General features: G+C 46.0%; 12 protein-coding genes. All 12 read left to right on the top strand.

Going from position 1 to position 16,277, the window contains the following annotated elements; genetic code table 11:
- Window positions 1–11 precede the first annotated feature (11 nt).
- The 12 genes from AC566Q_RS17420 to AC566Q_RS17475 all read left to right on the top strand — a co-directional run bounded on the left by AC566Q_RS17420 (window position 12) and on the right by AC566Q_RS17475 (window position 16,266).
- Window positions 12–791 carry a YdcF family protein gene (locus AC566Q_RS17420; RefSeq protein WP_499608798.1) on the top strand — a complete coding sequence of 260 codons (780 nt, stop codon included), beginning with the start codon at window positions 12–14 and terminating at the stop codon, window positions 789–791.
- A gap of 121 nt (window positions 792–912) precedes the next feature.
- Window positions 913–1,710: a PEP-CTERM/exosortase system-associated acyltransferase gene (locus tag AC566Q_RS17425; protein WP_499608803.1), complete on the top strand. Its 798-nt coding sequence runs from the start codon at window positions 913–915 to the stop codon at window positions 1,708–1,710.
- Between the two features lie 205 nt (window positions 1,711–1,915).
- Complete coding sequence (locus AC566Q_RS17430) at window positions 1,916–2,761, top strand: Npun_F0296 family exosortase-dependent surface protein (RefSeq protein WP_499608806.1); 846 nt, start codon at window positions 1,916–1,918, stop codon at window positions 2,759–2,761.
- A 172-nt stretch (window positions 2,762–2,933) separates the two neighbouring features.
- Window positions 2,934–3,776 (top strand): Npun_F0296 family exosortase-dependent surface protein, encoded by an 843-nt coding sequence (locus AC566Q_RS17435; protein WP_499608809.1) that lies wholly within the window; start codon window positions 2,934–2,936, stop codon window positions 3,774–3,776.
- Window positions 3,777–3,881: 105 nt separating this feature from the next.
- Window positions 3,882–5,507, top strand: a complete 1,626-nt coding sequence (locus AC566Q_RS17440) for an FAD-binding protein (RefSeq protein ID WP_499608814.1) — start codon at window positions 3,882–3,884, stop codon at window positions 5,505–5,507.
- A gap of 87 nt (window positions 5,508–5,594) precedes the next feature.
- Window positions 5,595–8,324 (top strand): XrtA/PEP-CTERM system TPR-repeat protein PrsT, encoded by a 2,730-nt coding sequence (gene prsT, locus AC566Q_RS17445; RefSeq protein WP_499608820.1) that lies wholly within the window; start codon window positions 5,595–5,597, stop codon window positions 8,322–8,324.
- Window positions 8,325–8,341: 17 nt separating this feature from the next.
- The gene (locus AC566Q_RS17450) at window positions 8,342–9,421 is read left to right on the top strand and encodes a GNAT family N-acetyltransferase (protein ID WP_499608823.1); all 1,080 of its coding nucleotides are present in this window, start codon (window positions 8,342–8,344) and stop codon (window positions 9,419–9,421) included.
- A 117-nt stretch (window positions 9,422–9,538) separates the two neighbouring features.
- On the top strand, window positions 9,539–12,133 hold the full coding sequence (locus AC566Q_RS17455; protein ID WP_499608826.1) for an RIFT barrel domain-containing protein: 2,595 nt from the start codon (window positions 9,539–9,541) through the stop codon (window positions 12,131–12,133).
- A gap of 2 nt (window positions 12,134–12,135) precedes the next feature.
- Complete coding sequence (locus AC566Q_RS17460; protein WP_499617543.1) at window positions 12,136–13,101, top strand: glycosyltransferase family 2 protein; 966 nt, start codon at window positions 12,136–12,138, stop codon at window positions 13,099–13,101.
- The gene (locus AC566Q_RS17465) at window positions 13,091–14,209 is read left to right on the top strand and encodes a glycosyltransferase (RefSeq protein WP_499608829.1); all 1,119 of its coding nucleotides are present in this window, start codon (window positions 13,091–13,093) and stop codon (window positions 14,207–14,209) included. The genes AC566Q_RS17460 and AC566Q_RS17465 overlap by 11 nt, the downstream gene beginning before the upstream one ends.
- 9 nt (window positions 14,210–14,218) lie before the next feature.
- Window positions 14,219–15,235 (top strand): polysaccharide deacetylase family protein, encoded by a 1,017-nt coding sequence (locus tag AC566Q_RS17470; RefSeq protein WP_499608833.1) that lies wholly within the window; start codon window positions 14,219–14,221, stop codon window positions 15,233–15,235.
- Complete coding sequence (locus AC566Q_RS17475; protein WP_105933898.1) at window positions 15,232–16,266, top strand: GNAT family N-acetyltransferase; 1,035 nt, start codon at window positions 15,232–15,234, stop codon at window positions 16,264–16,266. The genes AC566Q_RS17470 and AC566Q_RS17475 overlap by 4 nt, the downstream gene beginning before the upstream one ends.
- The last annotated feature ends 11 nt before the right edge of the window (window positions 16,267–16,277 follow it).

Here is a 16,277-nt window from a genome sequence, read left to right on the forward strand (position 1 = left end):
GAACGATAATTGTGGATATAGACACATTAAAATTTATTGTTAAGCAACTTATCTCGCCAGTCGTTCTCTTTTTCATTCTGCTGTTTGCCGCCCTGGCTTGCTATTATTCAAAGAGGTTCTCCAGATACACTTATCCGATATTTATAAGCGGTTGTACATGGTTGCTGCTTGCCAGTCAGTATACATTTAGTAACTGGTTACTTGCACCACTGGAATATGCCTACCCACCTTTAAAAAAATCAGATACAGCCTGGCATCAGGTGGAGTATATTTTCACTCCTGGTTGTTATTATTACGGTAAAGATTTACCTGAAGCCAGTAACTGGCATCAATGTTCATTAACCCGCTTAACTCAGACGGCCATAATGTCTGTTTACAAGAATAAACCGATCATTGTTACCGGAGGTAACTTTTTAAGGGATAGAAACATTGTGTATGCAGAGAAAGCCCAAAAATTTCTATCTCATCTGGTCACTTCTTCTGTTACTGCCCTGCCTCTTGGCCATAATACAAAACAGGAACTTCAAGCACTGTTTAACCTTACCGGTGATATTCCTATTGCGGTAGTGACTTCAGCCACGCATATGCGCAGGTTATTGTACCAGGCGAGACAAATTGGATTTAACCACCTTGTTCCAGTGCCGGTAGAACATCTGAGCCCGCCAACATACGAGGTAACATTGAATATTCCGTCTATTGCTAGTATCTATCATACTGAGAGAGCACTATATGAATACTTTGGGTTGCTTTATGAAACTGGAGGCTGGCAGATACAGCAACCTAGTAATTAGTGTAAATAGCGTTGAGTATGCATTTTTAGTGGTATTATTAGGGAACATAAAGAATAATAGATGCAGCGCATCCACATACGAAATATGAAGATTATCACAAGCCCGGACGGAAGAGGTGACGGTGTTTAAGAGTACGAGCGCAAAAATTTCCAAGCTATGGCAGTCTTACCAGCGCTTACGCGAGGCGACGGCTATCTCCAAGCATTTCTCTACTTTCTTAACGCCTGTCGTTGCGAATACCGGCGAATTGAAAGAAGAAGTCTATAAGATTCGCCATAATGTGTATTGTGAAGAGCTTGGCTTCGAACCATTAAGACCTGATCAAATGGAAATGGATGAGTTTGATGCATTTGCTCAGTATTGCCTTATTAAGCACATTGGGTCCGACGCCTTCGCAGGTACTGTCAGGTTAGTTACACCTTGTGAGGAAGGACAGCTTTTGCCTTTGGAGAAGTATTGTCTTCACTCCATATCTCATGACGAATTTACACCAAACCACTTTGAACGCCACGAAATCTGTGAAATATCGCGGCTTGCTGTTCCAGCTCACTTCAGACGACGGGCCATGGATAAGTTTGCCGGTGCCGCCACTGGTGCAATTAACGAATCGACTTACTCCGAAGCTGAACTACGATGCTTTCCGTTTATAGCCATCGGACTTTATCTTTCTGCCGCCTCACTAGCACTTACGCAAGGTATTCAGCACGCCTTTGTAATGATGGAGCCCCGTTTAGCCAGGAGCATGCGTTTTCTTGGGATTAAGTACATTAAGATTGGTCCGACGATCGAGTATCATGGCCAGCGCGCGCCTTATTATATCAACGCAGAGATCTTGCTCCGCGATCTCGCTCCAAGCTTTAAATATATGCTTCGTGATATTCAGATTCAGGTAAATAAACAGATAAAAGAAAATAGCTAAGGTATTTGCATTAGCCGTTCAATTTCTTAACAGTTGAAAGCGAACGGCTAATGAACAAAAAAACATGTCAAAAAATTTTACAAAGCGTACTTACCACACCCAACCAAAAACACGCAACCCCCTGATAAAAATAGACTTTTCATTTTTGGCATAGCCCATGCATTACCTTTGTCGTGGTAACTTTCTTAGTACAGAGGACAGTAATATGAAAAAATTTTCCAAATTCACCAAGGCGTTGTCTTTAAGTGCAGTAATCGGTTTAGGCTTTGCTGGTGTATCTAACGCAGCAACAATTATTTTTAACAATGGCGTAGCGGCATCTGATGGCTCTGGCTTAACTAGTCAGTACATCGACCCAATCAACGGCGGTCTGCCAGATTACTTCATTGAAACATTTGACCAGGCAACTGGCGTACCGGGATTCCCAGGCACAACTGCATACACTGTCGCAGGTTTTGAAAACGACTGCGCAGTGAACAGTGTTAACGGTAGCCCAATCGGTATTTCTGTTAACGGAAATGCAAGCGAAATCGGCGTTCGTCAAAATTCTGTGTCAGGAGTGGCAGCAGCGCCTCTTAACGATTCTACTTGTTACGGATACCTGTCTAACAATGGCTCAGGTACTGCAACGGTTGAGTTTGACTACACCAATTTGTTGGATTTTTATTCTGCTGCCGCCCCAGGTAACACTCAGCTTGGCATCACCTACTTAGGGTTTTACTGGGGATCAGTTGATACTTACAATGATTTTCAATTTTATTCTGGCGGTTCTTTAGTAACAACGATTACCGGTACGTCGCTGCTAAATCAGCTGAATGGTGACTCTGGTGACCAGAACGATCCAGCTTCAAATACCTATGTAGAGATTGAATTTTCTATTGCAGAACAGTTTGATACGTTAGTAATCAACACTTCGGGTATTGCTGGTGAGTTTGACAATATCGTAATCGGTCTGAGCTCTCGTGAATTGCCAGTACCGGCTCCAGCAGGACTTGCACTGTTCGCTTTCGGCCTGGTTGCGCTTGGCCTGAGATCTCGTTTAAAAAAATAAACGAAAGAGAAAGTTACCTCTAAGAAAAAGTCGGCTAAGTGCCGACTTTTTTTACACTTATAACTTTTGTTCGAAAGGTCATTTTTTAAGCTTGTGAATTTTTAAGTTTTTTTTATTGGTCTGAAAAATGCATTGCTCCGATAGTTGGTGACATTAATTAAGGAGCGACTCTATGAAACGTTTTTCCCCGGTCACTAAATCCCTTTTATTCAGTGTCGTACTGGTTTTTAGTGCCTCTAATCAATCTTCTGCAGCATCTATCAGCTTTGGTGGAGTAAGCGCCTCTGATGGTTCCGGCATAACAAGCACCTTTATGGACCCCATAAACGGCGGGCTGTCAGACTACTTCATTGAAACCTTTGATATTGCGACGGGCGATCCTCTTTATCCTGGCTCAACAGATTACACCGTCTCTGGATTCGAAAACAAATGTGCCGTAAATAGCCTAAATAATAGCCCGATTGGCGTAAGTATTACCGGCAACAGTAATGAAATAGCAGTTAGGCAAGGTTCAGTCTCTAGCGTTGCTGCGGCACCGGCAAACGATAACACTTGCTATGGCTACGCGACGAATAATGGTCAGGGTGTAGCTACCATATCTTTTGATTACACAAATCTATTAGACTATTACAGTAGCTTATACGGAGCTTCAACCCAGTTGGGAATTACTTACATTGGATTCTATTGGGGATCTGTCGATATATATAATGACTTCGAGTTTTATTCTGGAGGTTCTCTAGTATCGTTCATAACTGGCTCTTCGTTGCTTGCACAACTTGGCGGCAATTCGGGTAATCAGTCAGATCCAGACTCCAATGCTTACGTCAATATTGCGTTTTCAATCGCTGAACAGTTTGACACCCTGGTTATCAATACCAGTGACATTGCCGGAGAGTTCGACAACATAGTTATTGGTCTTAGCACCCGGGAGATTCCTGTCAACGCGCCGGGAGCAGCACTTTTACTGTTGTTTGGAACGGCTATGATAGCAAGTCGTCGGTTACGTAAAAAATAACCAGCTGTCTTCATTTCAGCAAGAAAGCCGGCTTTGTGTCGGCTTTTTGCTTTTTTCACGCTATAGTCTGGTAATATAAATCGACTAAACACTAACCAGATTTTTATGGATATTCACAGCCAACTCACGATTATTTGCCAGTCAGGCACTGCCACACTCATTGACTCAGAAAAAGCCGTAGAACTTTACGGCATCAATACTTTCGGTCAACCTCAGCGATTTGCCGGTGCCATAAAGGTGTTTGAAGAGTCGGTAATCCCCCAACTGCTTAAATTGGCAAACACAGCCGGCTTTAAACTTCATCCTGTCAGCACTAACAATAACTGGGGGTATGGCTCTATTCTGGTGAACAAGGATCCAGTCTATCTTCTGGACCTTTCCCCCCTTAACAGCATTACACCCACCAATAAACAATTGGGTCTAATTACTATCGGCCCTGGTGTTACCCAGCAACAGTTACATGATTATCTCGTTGAGGAAAACTGGCCACATATGGTGCCGGTGACCGGCGCGGGACCTTCATGTAGTCTGCTTAGTAATGCTCTGGAAAGAGGGTACGGTATCACGCCCTACACAGACCATTTTTATGCCTGTAATGCATTAAAAGCGTATCTTCCTCATCCCGAATTATGTGAGCAAAAACTTTCCTCTGCGGTCTCAGCGTTGGATCAAAGCGGCAATGATTTTATCGATAAAACCTTTAAATGGGGTCTCGGCCCGTATATTGACGGTTTATTTACGCAAAGTAACCTTGGCGTGGTTACAGAAATGACACTAAGACTGGCTAAAAAGCCTTCGTCTTTTAGTGCATTTTACATTCAGATTTTTGAGGGCGATGACTTTGCTGAAGCGGTTTCTTTTATTCGAGATTTACTTGAGTCTCAAAGTGGCATGGTCGGTTCAATCAATTTAATGGACAAGAGACGCCTGGTATCGATGACCTGTGAAAATCCCAACCTCGATAAGAATCCTATTGAGCCATTATCCGATGAACAGGTAAACAAACTCGCAGCATCCAAACGACTTCCCGAATGGATGATCGTCGGTTCAATTTATGGCGAAAAACCAGTCGTCAATTTTGTTAAAAAATATATAAAGCAAAAAGGTAAAAAACTGGGACGAATTCTTTTTTCTGATTCTTGGTTACTGAAATTCGCTCATCAGTTTGTACGTCTGCCGATGAATTTTGTGCCTGCTTTTAAAGACGTAAAAGGCCAGCTGACCTCCCTCAAAGAAGGGATAGATATCATGCTCGGCGAACCTAATCAGGTTGCCCTCCCCCTTCCCTACTGGCGCAATAAAACCACTCAAGGCAAAAAATCCCGCCCGCTTGATCCGGCCGCTGAAAACTGCGGTTTACTGTGGTATGCGCCGCTGCTCCCTATGGACCCTGATGCCTTAAAACAGTTTGTTTCATTTGTCCGCTCAACCATGCTCCAATATGGATTGGATCCATTAATCACCTTTACAAACTTAAAGCATGACTGCATCGATTCAACAGTTCCTCTTGTGTTTAATAAACAAAGTGAAGAAGATGAAATAAAAGCGTTCAATTGTCTGCACGAATTAATTACTGAGGGATGTAAACAAGGATTTGTCCCTTATCGGCTACCCATTCATGAACAGCAGCAACTCGACAAAACATCAGCATTCTGGCAAACCATAAATATCATAAAAAATGCTGTGGATCCGAATAATATTTTATCGCCTGGCAAATACGATTCACAGTAATCAGCCTATAGGGGTATAGTCAGAGTGATATCAAACTGTTATCTTTGCCTGTAGTATGAGGTATTAAGCCATAAGGAATGGACGCAAATGAAACTGGCCGCAGCATTATTATGTGTGTTGTTTATTACAGCTTGCACGCCGAAATCAGCAGAAGAGCAAATTGCAGAGGCAAAACGCCTGGTATTAGAGGGCGAGAGAAATGCAGCTATTGTAGAGTTAAAAAATGCGGTAGTAACAGAGCCCAATAATGCAAATGCTCGTTTCCAACTGGGCAAACTTGAATATCAACAAGGGTTGTGGGAAGAAGCTGAAAAAGAGCTGAGACGTTCCCTTGAATTAGGTTATGACAAGCTTCAGGCCTACCCCCTTTTAATCAAATCTATATTTTATCAAAATGACTTTCTCCGCGTGCTTACTGAATTAGAAAGTGCACCGGAAATCTCTGACCCGGAAATTACCAGCACCATCTCCTTATTCGAATATCTGGCAAAATTAAAAAGTGGTGAGCAAAACCCGGTTATTCCAGCCAAGCGCCTGCAAAGCGAAGAATTATTAATTGCCCAAGCCTATCAAACACTCGAATCAGGCAAGCCTCAGGTAGCTAAAAATATTACTGAGCAATTCATTAGTCCCGAAATAGAGCCTTTCGAAAAATACCTGTTGAAAGGGATGATTGAGTCTTTGATAGGCAATCATGTGGAAGCCATCATTGCTAACACCAAAGCGCTGGAGGTTTTCCCCACCTACCACGTAGCGCGATTTATGCTCGCCGAACAGCTTATTGAAGATAAGCAACTGAACCGCGCTGATGAAGAGATTGATAAGCTTCTCGCCCTCAACCCTAACAGCGGCCATGCAAATTACCTGAAGTCGCTGGTCAGGTTCTATCAGGAGGAGTACGAACAAGCTTATAATCTGGCCAACCTGGCTTTGCAACACAAGGCCAAACCCGCGCTTGCAAATTTTATTGCGGGTACCAGCGCTTACTATACTGGCCGACTTGAAAGTGCGCTAAGACTCTTGTCTACCGCAGCAACCACCCTGCCTCCGTCTCACCCCGTTCATCGGATGCTGGCACAGGTAAAACTGGAGTTAGGCTATGTAAATGAAGTAGCGGGTAACTTAGATGACCTGAATATTGAACCGGGCCAGGGTGCTGAAATATATAGTCTTGCCGCACTGCAGAAATTACAACAAGGTGAAAACGCTGAATCTCAGAACTTACTTAAAAGAGCAAAAGCACTTGATCCCAATAATCCGGTCAGTCTGTTAAGAGAAGGGTATATTCTGCTCGATGAAGGTAAAGAAGGAGCCTCTGACTCACTCTCACAAGCGCTTGAAATTGCTCCCGACCTTAGCGAGGCCTGGATCCTTTTAGCGCAGGCTAAATATGAGGAAGAAGGACTGAGTGCCGCTTTAAAGGTCGCCGATCAATGGGCCGAACTCAATGAACTCAATGGCGAACTATTGAGGGGTATCATCTATTTACGCCATGGCGATGAAAAAGCAGCGATAGAGCATTTCACTAATCTGGTAAAACGGGATCCTGATAACGCAGGAGCGATTCGCTACCTTATGATCGGCGAGGCTCGTTGGGAAAATTTTGATAAAGCAATAGACTACGGCGAGCGACTGTTAGACTTAACCCCAAACAATCTGCAAAACCTGATTGATGTGGTCAATATTAAACTCGCGATGGGACAAGAAGAGCAACTGGAAGCTTTTCTATCGAAACGTATAAAACAATTTCCTGAATCAGACGCCCCCAGCTCAGCATTAGCATTAATTTACCTTCGTTCCGGTCAACCGGAAAAAGCCATTAGTCTTCTTAGAGGGATTGCAGAGCCGCAAAGTTTTGGTGTGTACCAGGCGCTAGGCGACGCATATGTTTCTGTAAAAAACTTCGACAAGGCGATCGAAACCTATCGCGACTGGTCACAAAAGTTCCCCACCGACAGTCGCAGTTGGTATCGTTTGATTGCGACTTACCAACTGGCGAATAACTTCGACGGTGCATTAGAAGCGACGCAGAATGCACGCCGATATTTACCCAGAGACGAGCGACTTATTCTAGTTGAGGCCCACCTTGCCGCATCTACAGGCAGGTTTGCCCAATCTAAGCGTGCTATTGAGTTGCTCTCTGAAGACAGCAGCGAACTGGTAAATCTGACTCATACCAAAGGTTTACTGGCATTAAACGAAAAGCGTTTCAGCGATGCCGTTTCACTACTGTCTGCTTACTACGAAACCAATCCGGGTTTTGCAGTTGCCCGCTTACTGGCACTGGCGCATGCGGGTTTGGGACAGGCCGATAAGGGTCTTGAATACCTGCAAACAGAAGCTGCGAAAGAAAACGACACACTGGTGTTTAAACTGATTAGTGCAGATTATGCCTCTTCCTACGGGATGTATGAGGCATCAATTGAGCTATACAATCAGGTTTTAGCTCAAAAGCCGGACGACTTCGCATCTCTCAACAATCTGGCTTCAGTTTATACTCAGTCTGGCGACTTAACTAAAGCCGCTGAAATTGCCAAACGGGTTATTGAAATTGCTCCCGACTCACCCTATGCATTGGATACCTACGGTTACGTATTACTTAAACAAGGTAAGGTACAGGAAGGCCAGGCATTCGTTGAACGAGCTCTAGGCAAAGATCCCAATAACAAAGAAATACAGTTACATAACGTTGAAGCCCTGATCCTTAATAACGAATTAACCCAGGCGCGCTCAATGTTGTCACGGATACGCCCTGCTACGCCGTTACAGCTATCCTTACATCAGGAACTGAAAAGCCGTCTAGACGCGCAGAAATAGCCCTGGCGTTTTTTACAGTGCTGACTCTTGACGTAAGGGATAACTACACGCTGGATGAGGTGAGCTCAACACTCACCTCACTGGAAAATGCGATCCCATCGGTACCATTATTTCTGAGTCTATTCTGGCTCAGGCCCTGGCTCGAACAGTGCAAAAAGCGCCCCTTGTGGTTAACCTGTAGGGATAACGATCGGGTTGTGGGCAGCATCTTTTTATCTACCTCCGGCTACCGCTTACCAAAAGAACCCTTCGGCTCAGGCTGGTTTAATAAAACCGGTGAAGCTAAGCTGGATCAAATCTGGATAGAGTACAACGACATACTGGCACTCCCTGAGTACCGGCAGGAAGCTATCAGATGCTTACTGGATTGGTGCCAAACCCAGTCGCCGCAGAAGTGGATCCTCGAAATAACCGATAAACCGGCAGAGTGGCTGCAGCACCCGGCGTTTAGCGCTGAGGTGATGGATATCCCCGCATTTCGGATTAAACTCACAGACGTATTCTCCGATTACAATGCTTTTCTGTCTCAATGTTCCAGTAACAGCCGTAGCCGAATCCGCAGAGCAATGAAGTATATGCAGCAGCATTACGGTGAGCTCTCCCTGTGTTCACTTGGTTCACAACCAGATGCCGTGACATTGTCTAATATGATGTCACTTCATCGCCGCAAATGGGGAAAGACCAGCGAAGGCAGTGGTTTTGATAACCCCTACTTTGTTAACTTCCATAAAACGCTCATGGCCAATGAACAACAGCATGCTTGTCATTGTGAAGTGCTGGCATTTTATGCTGGCGATCTTTGCCTTGGCTACACCTATAACCTGCTGAATCACGACACAGTCTATTTTTACTTATCTGCTATTGAATATGCCGAAGAAAGCAACCGGTTTCAGCCGGGGCTGATAATGCATACCCTGGCAATCGCCTATTTTGCCGGTAAAAAATTTAAAACTTATGACTTTATGGGCGGCGACAGTCAGTACAAGCGCTCATTATCCAATGAGGAATATTCCTTAACTGCCATTCACCTGTTCAAGAAAACCTGGCTTACGCGATTGTTAAGTATAATAAAAACCATTGTTCGCAGGTTTCGCTAATAATAGCCGGGCAATACGTGTAATCCGAGATTAATGTTTGCTCTGCGGCGCAGTTTAACGGTACAGTTACACTCAGATTGACTCCCCATTAACGACAATAACTACAAATACCGACACATGCTGGAACCTAACTATTTTTCGCTACAAACGCCTGCTAAGGACAACAGTTCAGGGGCATTATTTTCTGTCGGTTTACCACTTCCCAAAGGCCGCTTTTCTGCTCTTCAGCAATTGATCTGCTGTCGTGATGATGGAGAAGAAGTCAGCGCTGCCGTCGTGCCTCAGGCATTCTGGCCGGATAACTCCCTGAAATGGGTTCAGGTACATGGCGAAACCAGCAATCAGGGGCTGGACAAAACCGGCTTTACAGTTTGTGAGGCCCCGCAGAACACCATCCTTTGTAAGCAGCAATCACCTGACATCACTACAACACAGAACAAAGTCGAAGTTCAATGCGCAAACACCACTTGGTTAATTAACACAGATCAGCTGTTCTCCGGCACCCTCACCGTTGCCGGAAAGCTATTTCAGTTTGGCGTGGAATCTCAGTTCAGGGCGCCCTATGATACCTTACAAACCAATTTAACAAACTGGCATATCACCCCGGCATACGATAACAATCGCAGCGGCGAAGCGGCTTTTATAGAGCTAACGCTACATTATCAGCTTATCGGCCAGTCGCCAGTTACCCTGCCTCTTGAATTTAATGTAGCGCTAAAATACTTTACCCACTTCGGCTACTGTGAATTACATAGCACGCTGCTGAATCCAAATCCGGCCGAACATGCCGGAGGCACCTGGGACCTCGGTGAACAACAAAGCCTGCTAATAGAAGAGCTTGCCTTTCTCATTAAAGCTGAATCAGTTACATCACACCTCAGTGAAGAGAGTGTATCAGTTACCGGTGAGGAGCCCATTCATACCCATAGCATCCTATGGCAGCGTTCCAGCAATGGTAAACACTGGGACAGCCCGGTACATGTTAATCATGAACGTAAGCTCAGCATATCAAACCCATTAAGTGTTATCGACGTTAATGGCGAAAAGTCCGAACAACCGGTTAGACTTGCACCTACCGGCAGCCTGAAACAGGATGAAACCTGCTTACGCATCGAGCCGCAAAAGTTCTGGCAGAATTTTCCTACAGCCTTCACTGCCAACTCAGCTCAATTATGCTGGCACTGGTTTAAAGCCGAAGCCAACCTCCCGGTTGAATTACAACCCGGCGAGCAGAAATCCCATTGTTGCGAACTGGCTTTTAGTGACAAGTCAGATAGCTATGTTAAAGCGAATGCCCGCCTCAACCCTGAGTGGATATCACACTGCGATGTCATCCCCTGGTTCTCTGAATCTCTGACTTCGGATCCGCTACAGTCTCTGATAAACCTGGGACAGAATGGCGAACAGAATTTTTTCGCCAAGCGGGAGCGTATCGATGAATATGGCTGGCGAAACTTTGGCGATCTCTATGCAGATCACGAAACCGCAGAACATCAGGGTGATGAACTGTTTCCTTCCCATTACAACAATCAGTACGACCCGTTGTACGGCTTTTTAAAGCAATGGCTATTAAGCGGTGAAGAAAAGTGGAAAGAGCTCGCAGACGACCTGGCCAGACACATTATCGATATTGACATTTATCACTGTGACCATGACAAGCCGGAATACAACAATGGTTTATTCTGGCATACCGACCATTACCTGCCGGCTGAAACGGCTTCACACCGTACTTATTCAAAGCATCATAAGAGTGATGCTTATCAGGACCATGCCGGCGGCGGTGGACCAGGCGGCCAGCACTGCTACACCAGCGGCCTGCAGTTGTATTATTTCCTAACGGGTTGCCTGCAGGCTAAAAAAGCGGTGCTCGGGTTAGCCAACTGGATAACTCAGGTTTACGAAAGTGATGGCACCCTTTTTGGCTTACTGTTGCAATTCAAAAATCGACACCGAAAGGATTTAAAGCAGTTCACTACAGGTCGTTATCCGCTGGACAGGGGCACTGCCAATTACATGGTTGCCCTGCTTGATAGCTACGAACTCACTGGCAATACTCACTTACTGGACAAAGTGGCCCATATTATCCGCCATACTGTCTCTCCTGACGATAATATCGATGGCGAGAGAAACCTTTCCAACGTTGAGGAGTGTTGGTTTTACACGGTATTCTTTCAAGCCTTGTGCCGCTACCTCAGGGTGCAACAATGCGTCGCAGAAAACAGTGATTTTAAATACGCCAAAGCGTGTCTGCTGCACTACGCTAACTGGATGGCCGATAACGAATATCCGTACCTGGAAAAGCCTGACATTCTGGAATATCCCAACCAGACATGGAGCGCCCAGGACCTTCGCAAAGTGCACGTTTTAGCCGTTGCAGCTACCTATGCAGACCACGACCAGGCCGACCGCTTTATGCAAAAGGGTAAAGCGCTGAAGGAGTATATCGTCACAGCGCTGTCTGACAGTAAAGAGCGCGAATATACCCGAATTCTGGCCCTCGTAATGCAAAATTATGGCGTGGATACCGTGTTAGCATCATCCTCTAGCAACCAGGTTACACAGGCTTCGGCCAGCACGCTGGTAACTGAAGAGCTACATGTAACAGGCTGGCAAGCAGAGCTGCTGCGGGTTATAAAACAGTTCTCACCACAATATGAGTGGCAACAATTGCAAAAGCGTATTCCTAAATTACGCAGAAATCGGTGGCATTAAACATGGATAGCGTGTCGTTTATAATCCCCCACAAGGGGCGTGAAAACATGTTGATTGAAACTATTGATTCAATCGCCGCATTGGAATACCCCCACGAACAGCTTGAAATCGTGCTGGTGTCGCAGAATCCTGCCGTCTCTGAAGATGTTAAACAGGCTGCAGGCAACATAACACTACAAGTTATTGAAAGTACGCCGGACAACACTATTTCGACCTCACGAAATATCGGTGCCAGACAGGCTAAAGGCAACTACTTTGCTTTTCTCGATGCCGACATTGCCCTGTCCGCTAACTGGTTGAGCACGTGTTTACAGCTATTGCAAAGCCGCCCGGACACTAAACTGGTAAGTGCCATGCAATTGCCATCTGCAACGCCCACGCCTCTGGAGCACATCCGGGTTGCGCTGAGCAATGCAGACCTCGATTGTACGGTGAGCTTTTTACCCGGTCGAAATTTACTGCTAAGCAAAGAAACCTTTTATCAGGCCGGCCAGTTTCCGGACGACTTAGTGACCTGCGAAGACTACTATTTTACCGATAAGGTTAACCAATTGGGTGAGCTGTATTATACGAGTCAGGCGCAGTATGTGCATATTGGCGAGGATAAACAGCTCTCAACCATGTTCAGTAAGGAAATCTGGCGTGGTCAGTCAAACCTTGCCTCCACCCGGGATCGCCGCATCCCGCTCAGGGAATGGCCAAGCTTTATCGTACCGGTTGCAATACCAGGGCTGCTTTTCTGCGCCCTGTTACTGGCTATCGCCGGCTATAGCGGATTAAGCCTGATGGCTCTCGGTCTGGCTGTATTGCCGGTCATCCTTTACAGCCTGCGCTTGTTCAAACTGGTCGCCGGCACGACTTCCTTCTGGCAGGTCTTAAAATTTTACAGTGTTTATTTCCCGGCCCGGGCCATTGGCACCGTTGGCGGTATTATAAAAACCATCGGAACGTCTTCACATGGCAAATAAAAAAATAAAAATTCTGCAATTTATCTGTTCAACGGGTTTTTATGGTGCTGAACGCTGGGTGCTGGCTTTGGCCAGCCATTTACCCAAGGATAAAACCGTCTCGCTACTGGCTACCACACTGGAAGATAACTCCCAGGACCTTGAACTGGTGCGACAGTTTAAAGAACGTTGCGGAGAAACTTTCGAACTACCGATGAACCATAAATTCGATTTCTCAGTGGTGGATAAGTTGGTCGAACTCATCAGGCGTGAAGATATCGATATTCTCCACACTCATGGTTATAAGTCGGATATTATTGGTGTCTGGGCTGCCCGCAAGGCAGGAATTCCCTGCGTTGTAACACCACATGGCTTTGAGAATGCCAAGGACATTAAACTCCGTATGTTTATCTGGCTCGGCTGCCAGGCAATGAAATACGGTGATGCAATAGTGCCTTTATCCCGCCAGTTACTTGCCGACATGCAACGGCTTGGAGTTAAAGCAGAAAAAACGCACTATATTCAAAATGGCGTAGATTTGTCTGAAGTTGAGTCCGTGCGTACCGACGAGAATGTCCCGGCCAGCACCGAAAAACTCCGCGTAGGCTTTATTGGTCAAATGATTAGCCGCAAAAATATCGATGACATTCTGACCATTTTTGATGACCTGCATCAGGAAGGAATGAACATTGAACTGCTGTTCCTGGGTGATGGTGACGATCGTGCCCGACTGGAGCAAATCGCTGCTACTTTGCCAAGCAAAAGCGATATTCATTTTCTCGGTTTTCGCGACGACCGGCTGGCGCTGCTGAAAACCTTCGATTTGTTTGTCATGACTTCCACTCTTGAAGGGGTGCCCCGCTGCCTCATGGAAGCCTGTGCCATGGGTACCCCCGTAGCGGCCTATCAGATTCCTGGGATTGACCAGCTCATCACCCACCAGCAAACCGGTTTACTCGCGCCGCTTGGCGAGCGTGAAACCCTTAAAGGCTACTGGCGGGAGATGTTATCTGATACTATCAGAGCAAACGAATACGGCTTACAGGCAAAAGCCTATGTAGAAGAACACTTCTCGGCGCAACGCATGGCCAATGAGTATATGGTTCTTTTTGAGGACTTACTGAGCTAAGGAAATGGCATGGTAAACCAGCTTTCACCCAATACTACACTGTTTGTATTGACTATCGATACCGAAGAAGAATGGCATTGGGATGGTCCCTTTCCGCAACACAACTGTCAGGTCGAGAATATTCAGCGTATTCCTGAATTTCAGCAGTTTTGCGAAAACCTCGGCGTCAGGCCAACCTACTTTGTGGACTATGCTGTGGCTGATAATCAGCAGGCTGTAGACGCGATACAACAAGCCAGGCAGCACAACCAGTGTGAAATAGGCGCCCACCTGCACCCGTGGTGTAATCCGCCCTACTTTGGTAAAACCGGTGAGGCTGAATCTCACGTTGTAAATTTGCCGCTTGAGCAAATTGAAGCCAAACTGGATGCCCTTATAGAGTTGCTGGTTAAGCGCTTCAACATCCATCCGCGTTCGTTTCGAACCGGCCGTTGGGGGATTGACAGCAAAGTCTTGAAGCTTCTGGCCGACCGGGGATTTCGCGTCGACAGCAGTGTTTATCCCTATTATCGAAATGAGTTTTTCACCTGCGAAGGGTCACCCCTGACCCCTTACTGGCCTGATTTTAGCGCTCCGCTTAAGCCTGGTAACCAACGTCAGATAATGGAGCTACCAGTCACCGCTGGCTTTAATCGTCAGAATTACGAAACCGTGGATAAAATTCACCGTCTGGGCGAATCTGCGCCGCTTAAAATGCTCCACACCATTGGTTTAATGTGGCATACGCGCATATTGAGAAAACTTTATCTGAGTCCTGAGTTAAATGACAGCGAGAACCTTTGTTTGCTGATGGACTCTGCATTAGGTCGGGGACATAACGTCATTCATATGTATTTGCATAGTTCCAGTCTGATAGACGGTGTTACCGGATTATTTGATGAAAAAAACTCGCTTGACGTGATTTGTCAGCGGATTAAAACCACTGTAGAACACCTCAAAAAGTCGGGCCCTGTGCAGTTTTGTACCATCACAGAAGCCTGTGAAATACTGAATGTGAGAAATCCGGAGGAAGCCGTTCTTTTATGAACATCAGACGGGCAACACCCACCGATGCAGCAGCCTGGGATAACTATGTTGCACAGCATGCTGAAGCAACGCCATACCATAAATTTGGCTGGGGCATAGCCTGTGAACAGGCATATCAACAGTCAATGCACTACCTGCTGGCCGAAGATACTAACGGCAACTTAATCGGTGTACTGCCGGCCATCGATTTTAAACGCCCGCTTAAGGCCGGGCATCTGGTCGCCCTGCCTTTTTGTGATACCGGCTTTGCGCTGGCAGACAGCCAGGATATAAAAACAGCTCTGCTATCGCATCTTAATGAGCAAAGTGATTACCGCGATTTACGTCAGGAACCAGCGGATACCAACACCCTGAGTCCCGGCCAGAAAGTGATTTTACGCTTACCATTGCCAGACAGCAGTGAAGCATTATTGAGCCAGTTTAAGTCCAAGTTACGCAGTCAGATCCGTAAAGCCGAAAAGAACGGCCTGACCATGAAAATGGCAGATAACTTTACTCAACATAAAGCGTTACTAGGCGACTTTTACGACGTGTATAAACAGAATATGCGCCAGCTAGCCTCACCGGTTCACTCCCGCAGGTGGTTTGAACGTATTTTAGCCAATTACGATGATGGCGCCCGGGTTTGTGTTGTTTACACCGGAGATTTAGCCATCGGCGCAGGCATTGTGTTAATCAACGGGCAAATGGCTGCCATTCCCTGGGCGTCGACTTTGAGTCAGCATAACCGGCTGGCGCCAAATATGTTACTTTATTGGTCACTACTGGCTAACGTCACCGATAACGGCCAGCGGATGTTTGATTTTGGCCGCTCCTCTTTTGGTGAAGGTACTTATAAATTTAAAACTCAATGGGGCGCTGTGCCCTATGCGTTGCACTGGCATGACGGTGCAACACCTGAGCTAGCGGCAGCAGTTGAAACGGGTCCTCCGGGTACAGTAAGGCAGTTAGCGGAAACAATCTGGCCCCGACTTCCGTTGGGATTAACAGTTTCTATGGGGTCGGCTATACGACGCTATATCAGTTTATAAGGCAGGATTTT

The sequence above is a fragment of the Alteromonas sp. H02 genome, from assembly GCF_059682525.1.

What these genes read in the sequence shown, in the direction of transcription:
- AC566Q_RS17430 (WP_499608806.1), top strand. Translation starts at nt 1,916, where the DNA reads ATGAAAAAATTTTCCAAATTCACCAAGGCGTTGTCTTTAAGTGCAGTA.
- AC566Q_RS17435 (WP_499608809.1), top strand. Translation starts at nt 2,934, where the DNA reads ATGAAACGTTTTTCCCCGGTCACTAAATCCCTTTTATTCAGTGTCGTA.
- AC566Q_RS17440 (WP_499608814.1), top strand. Translation starts at nt 3,882, where the DNA reads ATGGATATTCACAGCCAACTCACGATTATTTGCCAGTCAGGCACTGCC.
- prsT (WP_499608820.1), top strand. Translation starts at nt 5,595, where the DNA reads ATGAAACTGGCCGCAGCATTATTATGTGTGTTGTTTATTACAGCTTGC.
- AC566Q_RS17455 (WP_499608826.1), top strand. Translation starts at nt 9,539, where the DNA reads ATGCTGGAACCTAACTATTTTTCGCTACAAACGCCTGCTAAGGACAAC.
- AC566Q_RS17460 (WP_499617543.1), top strand. Translation starts at nt 12,136, where the DNA reads ATGGATAGCGTGTCGTTTATAATCCCCCACAAGGGGCGTGAAAACATG.
- AC566Q_RS17465 (WP_499608829.1), top strand. Translation starts at nt 13,091, where the DNA reads ATGGCAAATAAAAAAATAAAAATTCTGCAATTTATCTGTTCAACGGGT.
- AC566Q_RS17470 (WP_499608833.1), top strand. Translation starts at nt 14,219, where the DNA reads ATGGTAAACCAGCTTTCACCCAATACTACACTGTTTGTATTGACTATC.
- AC566Q_RS17475 (WP_105933898.1), top strand. Translation starts at nt 15,232, where the DNA reads ATGAACATCAGACGGGCAACACCCACCGATGCAGCAGCCTGGGATAAC.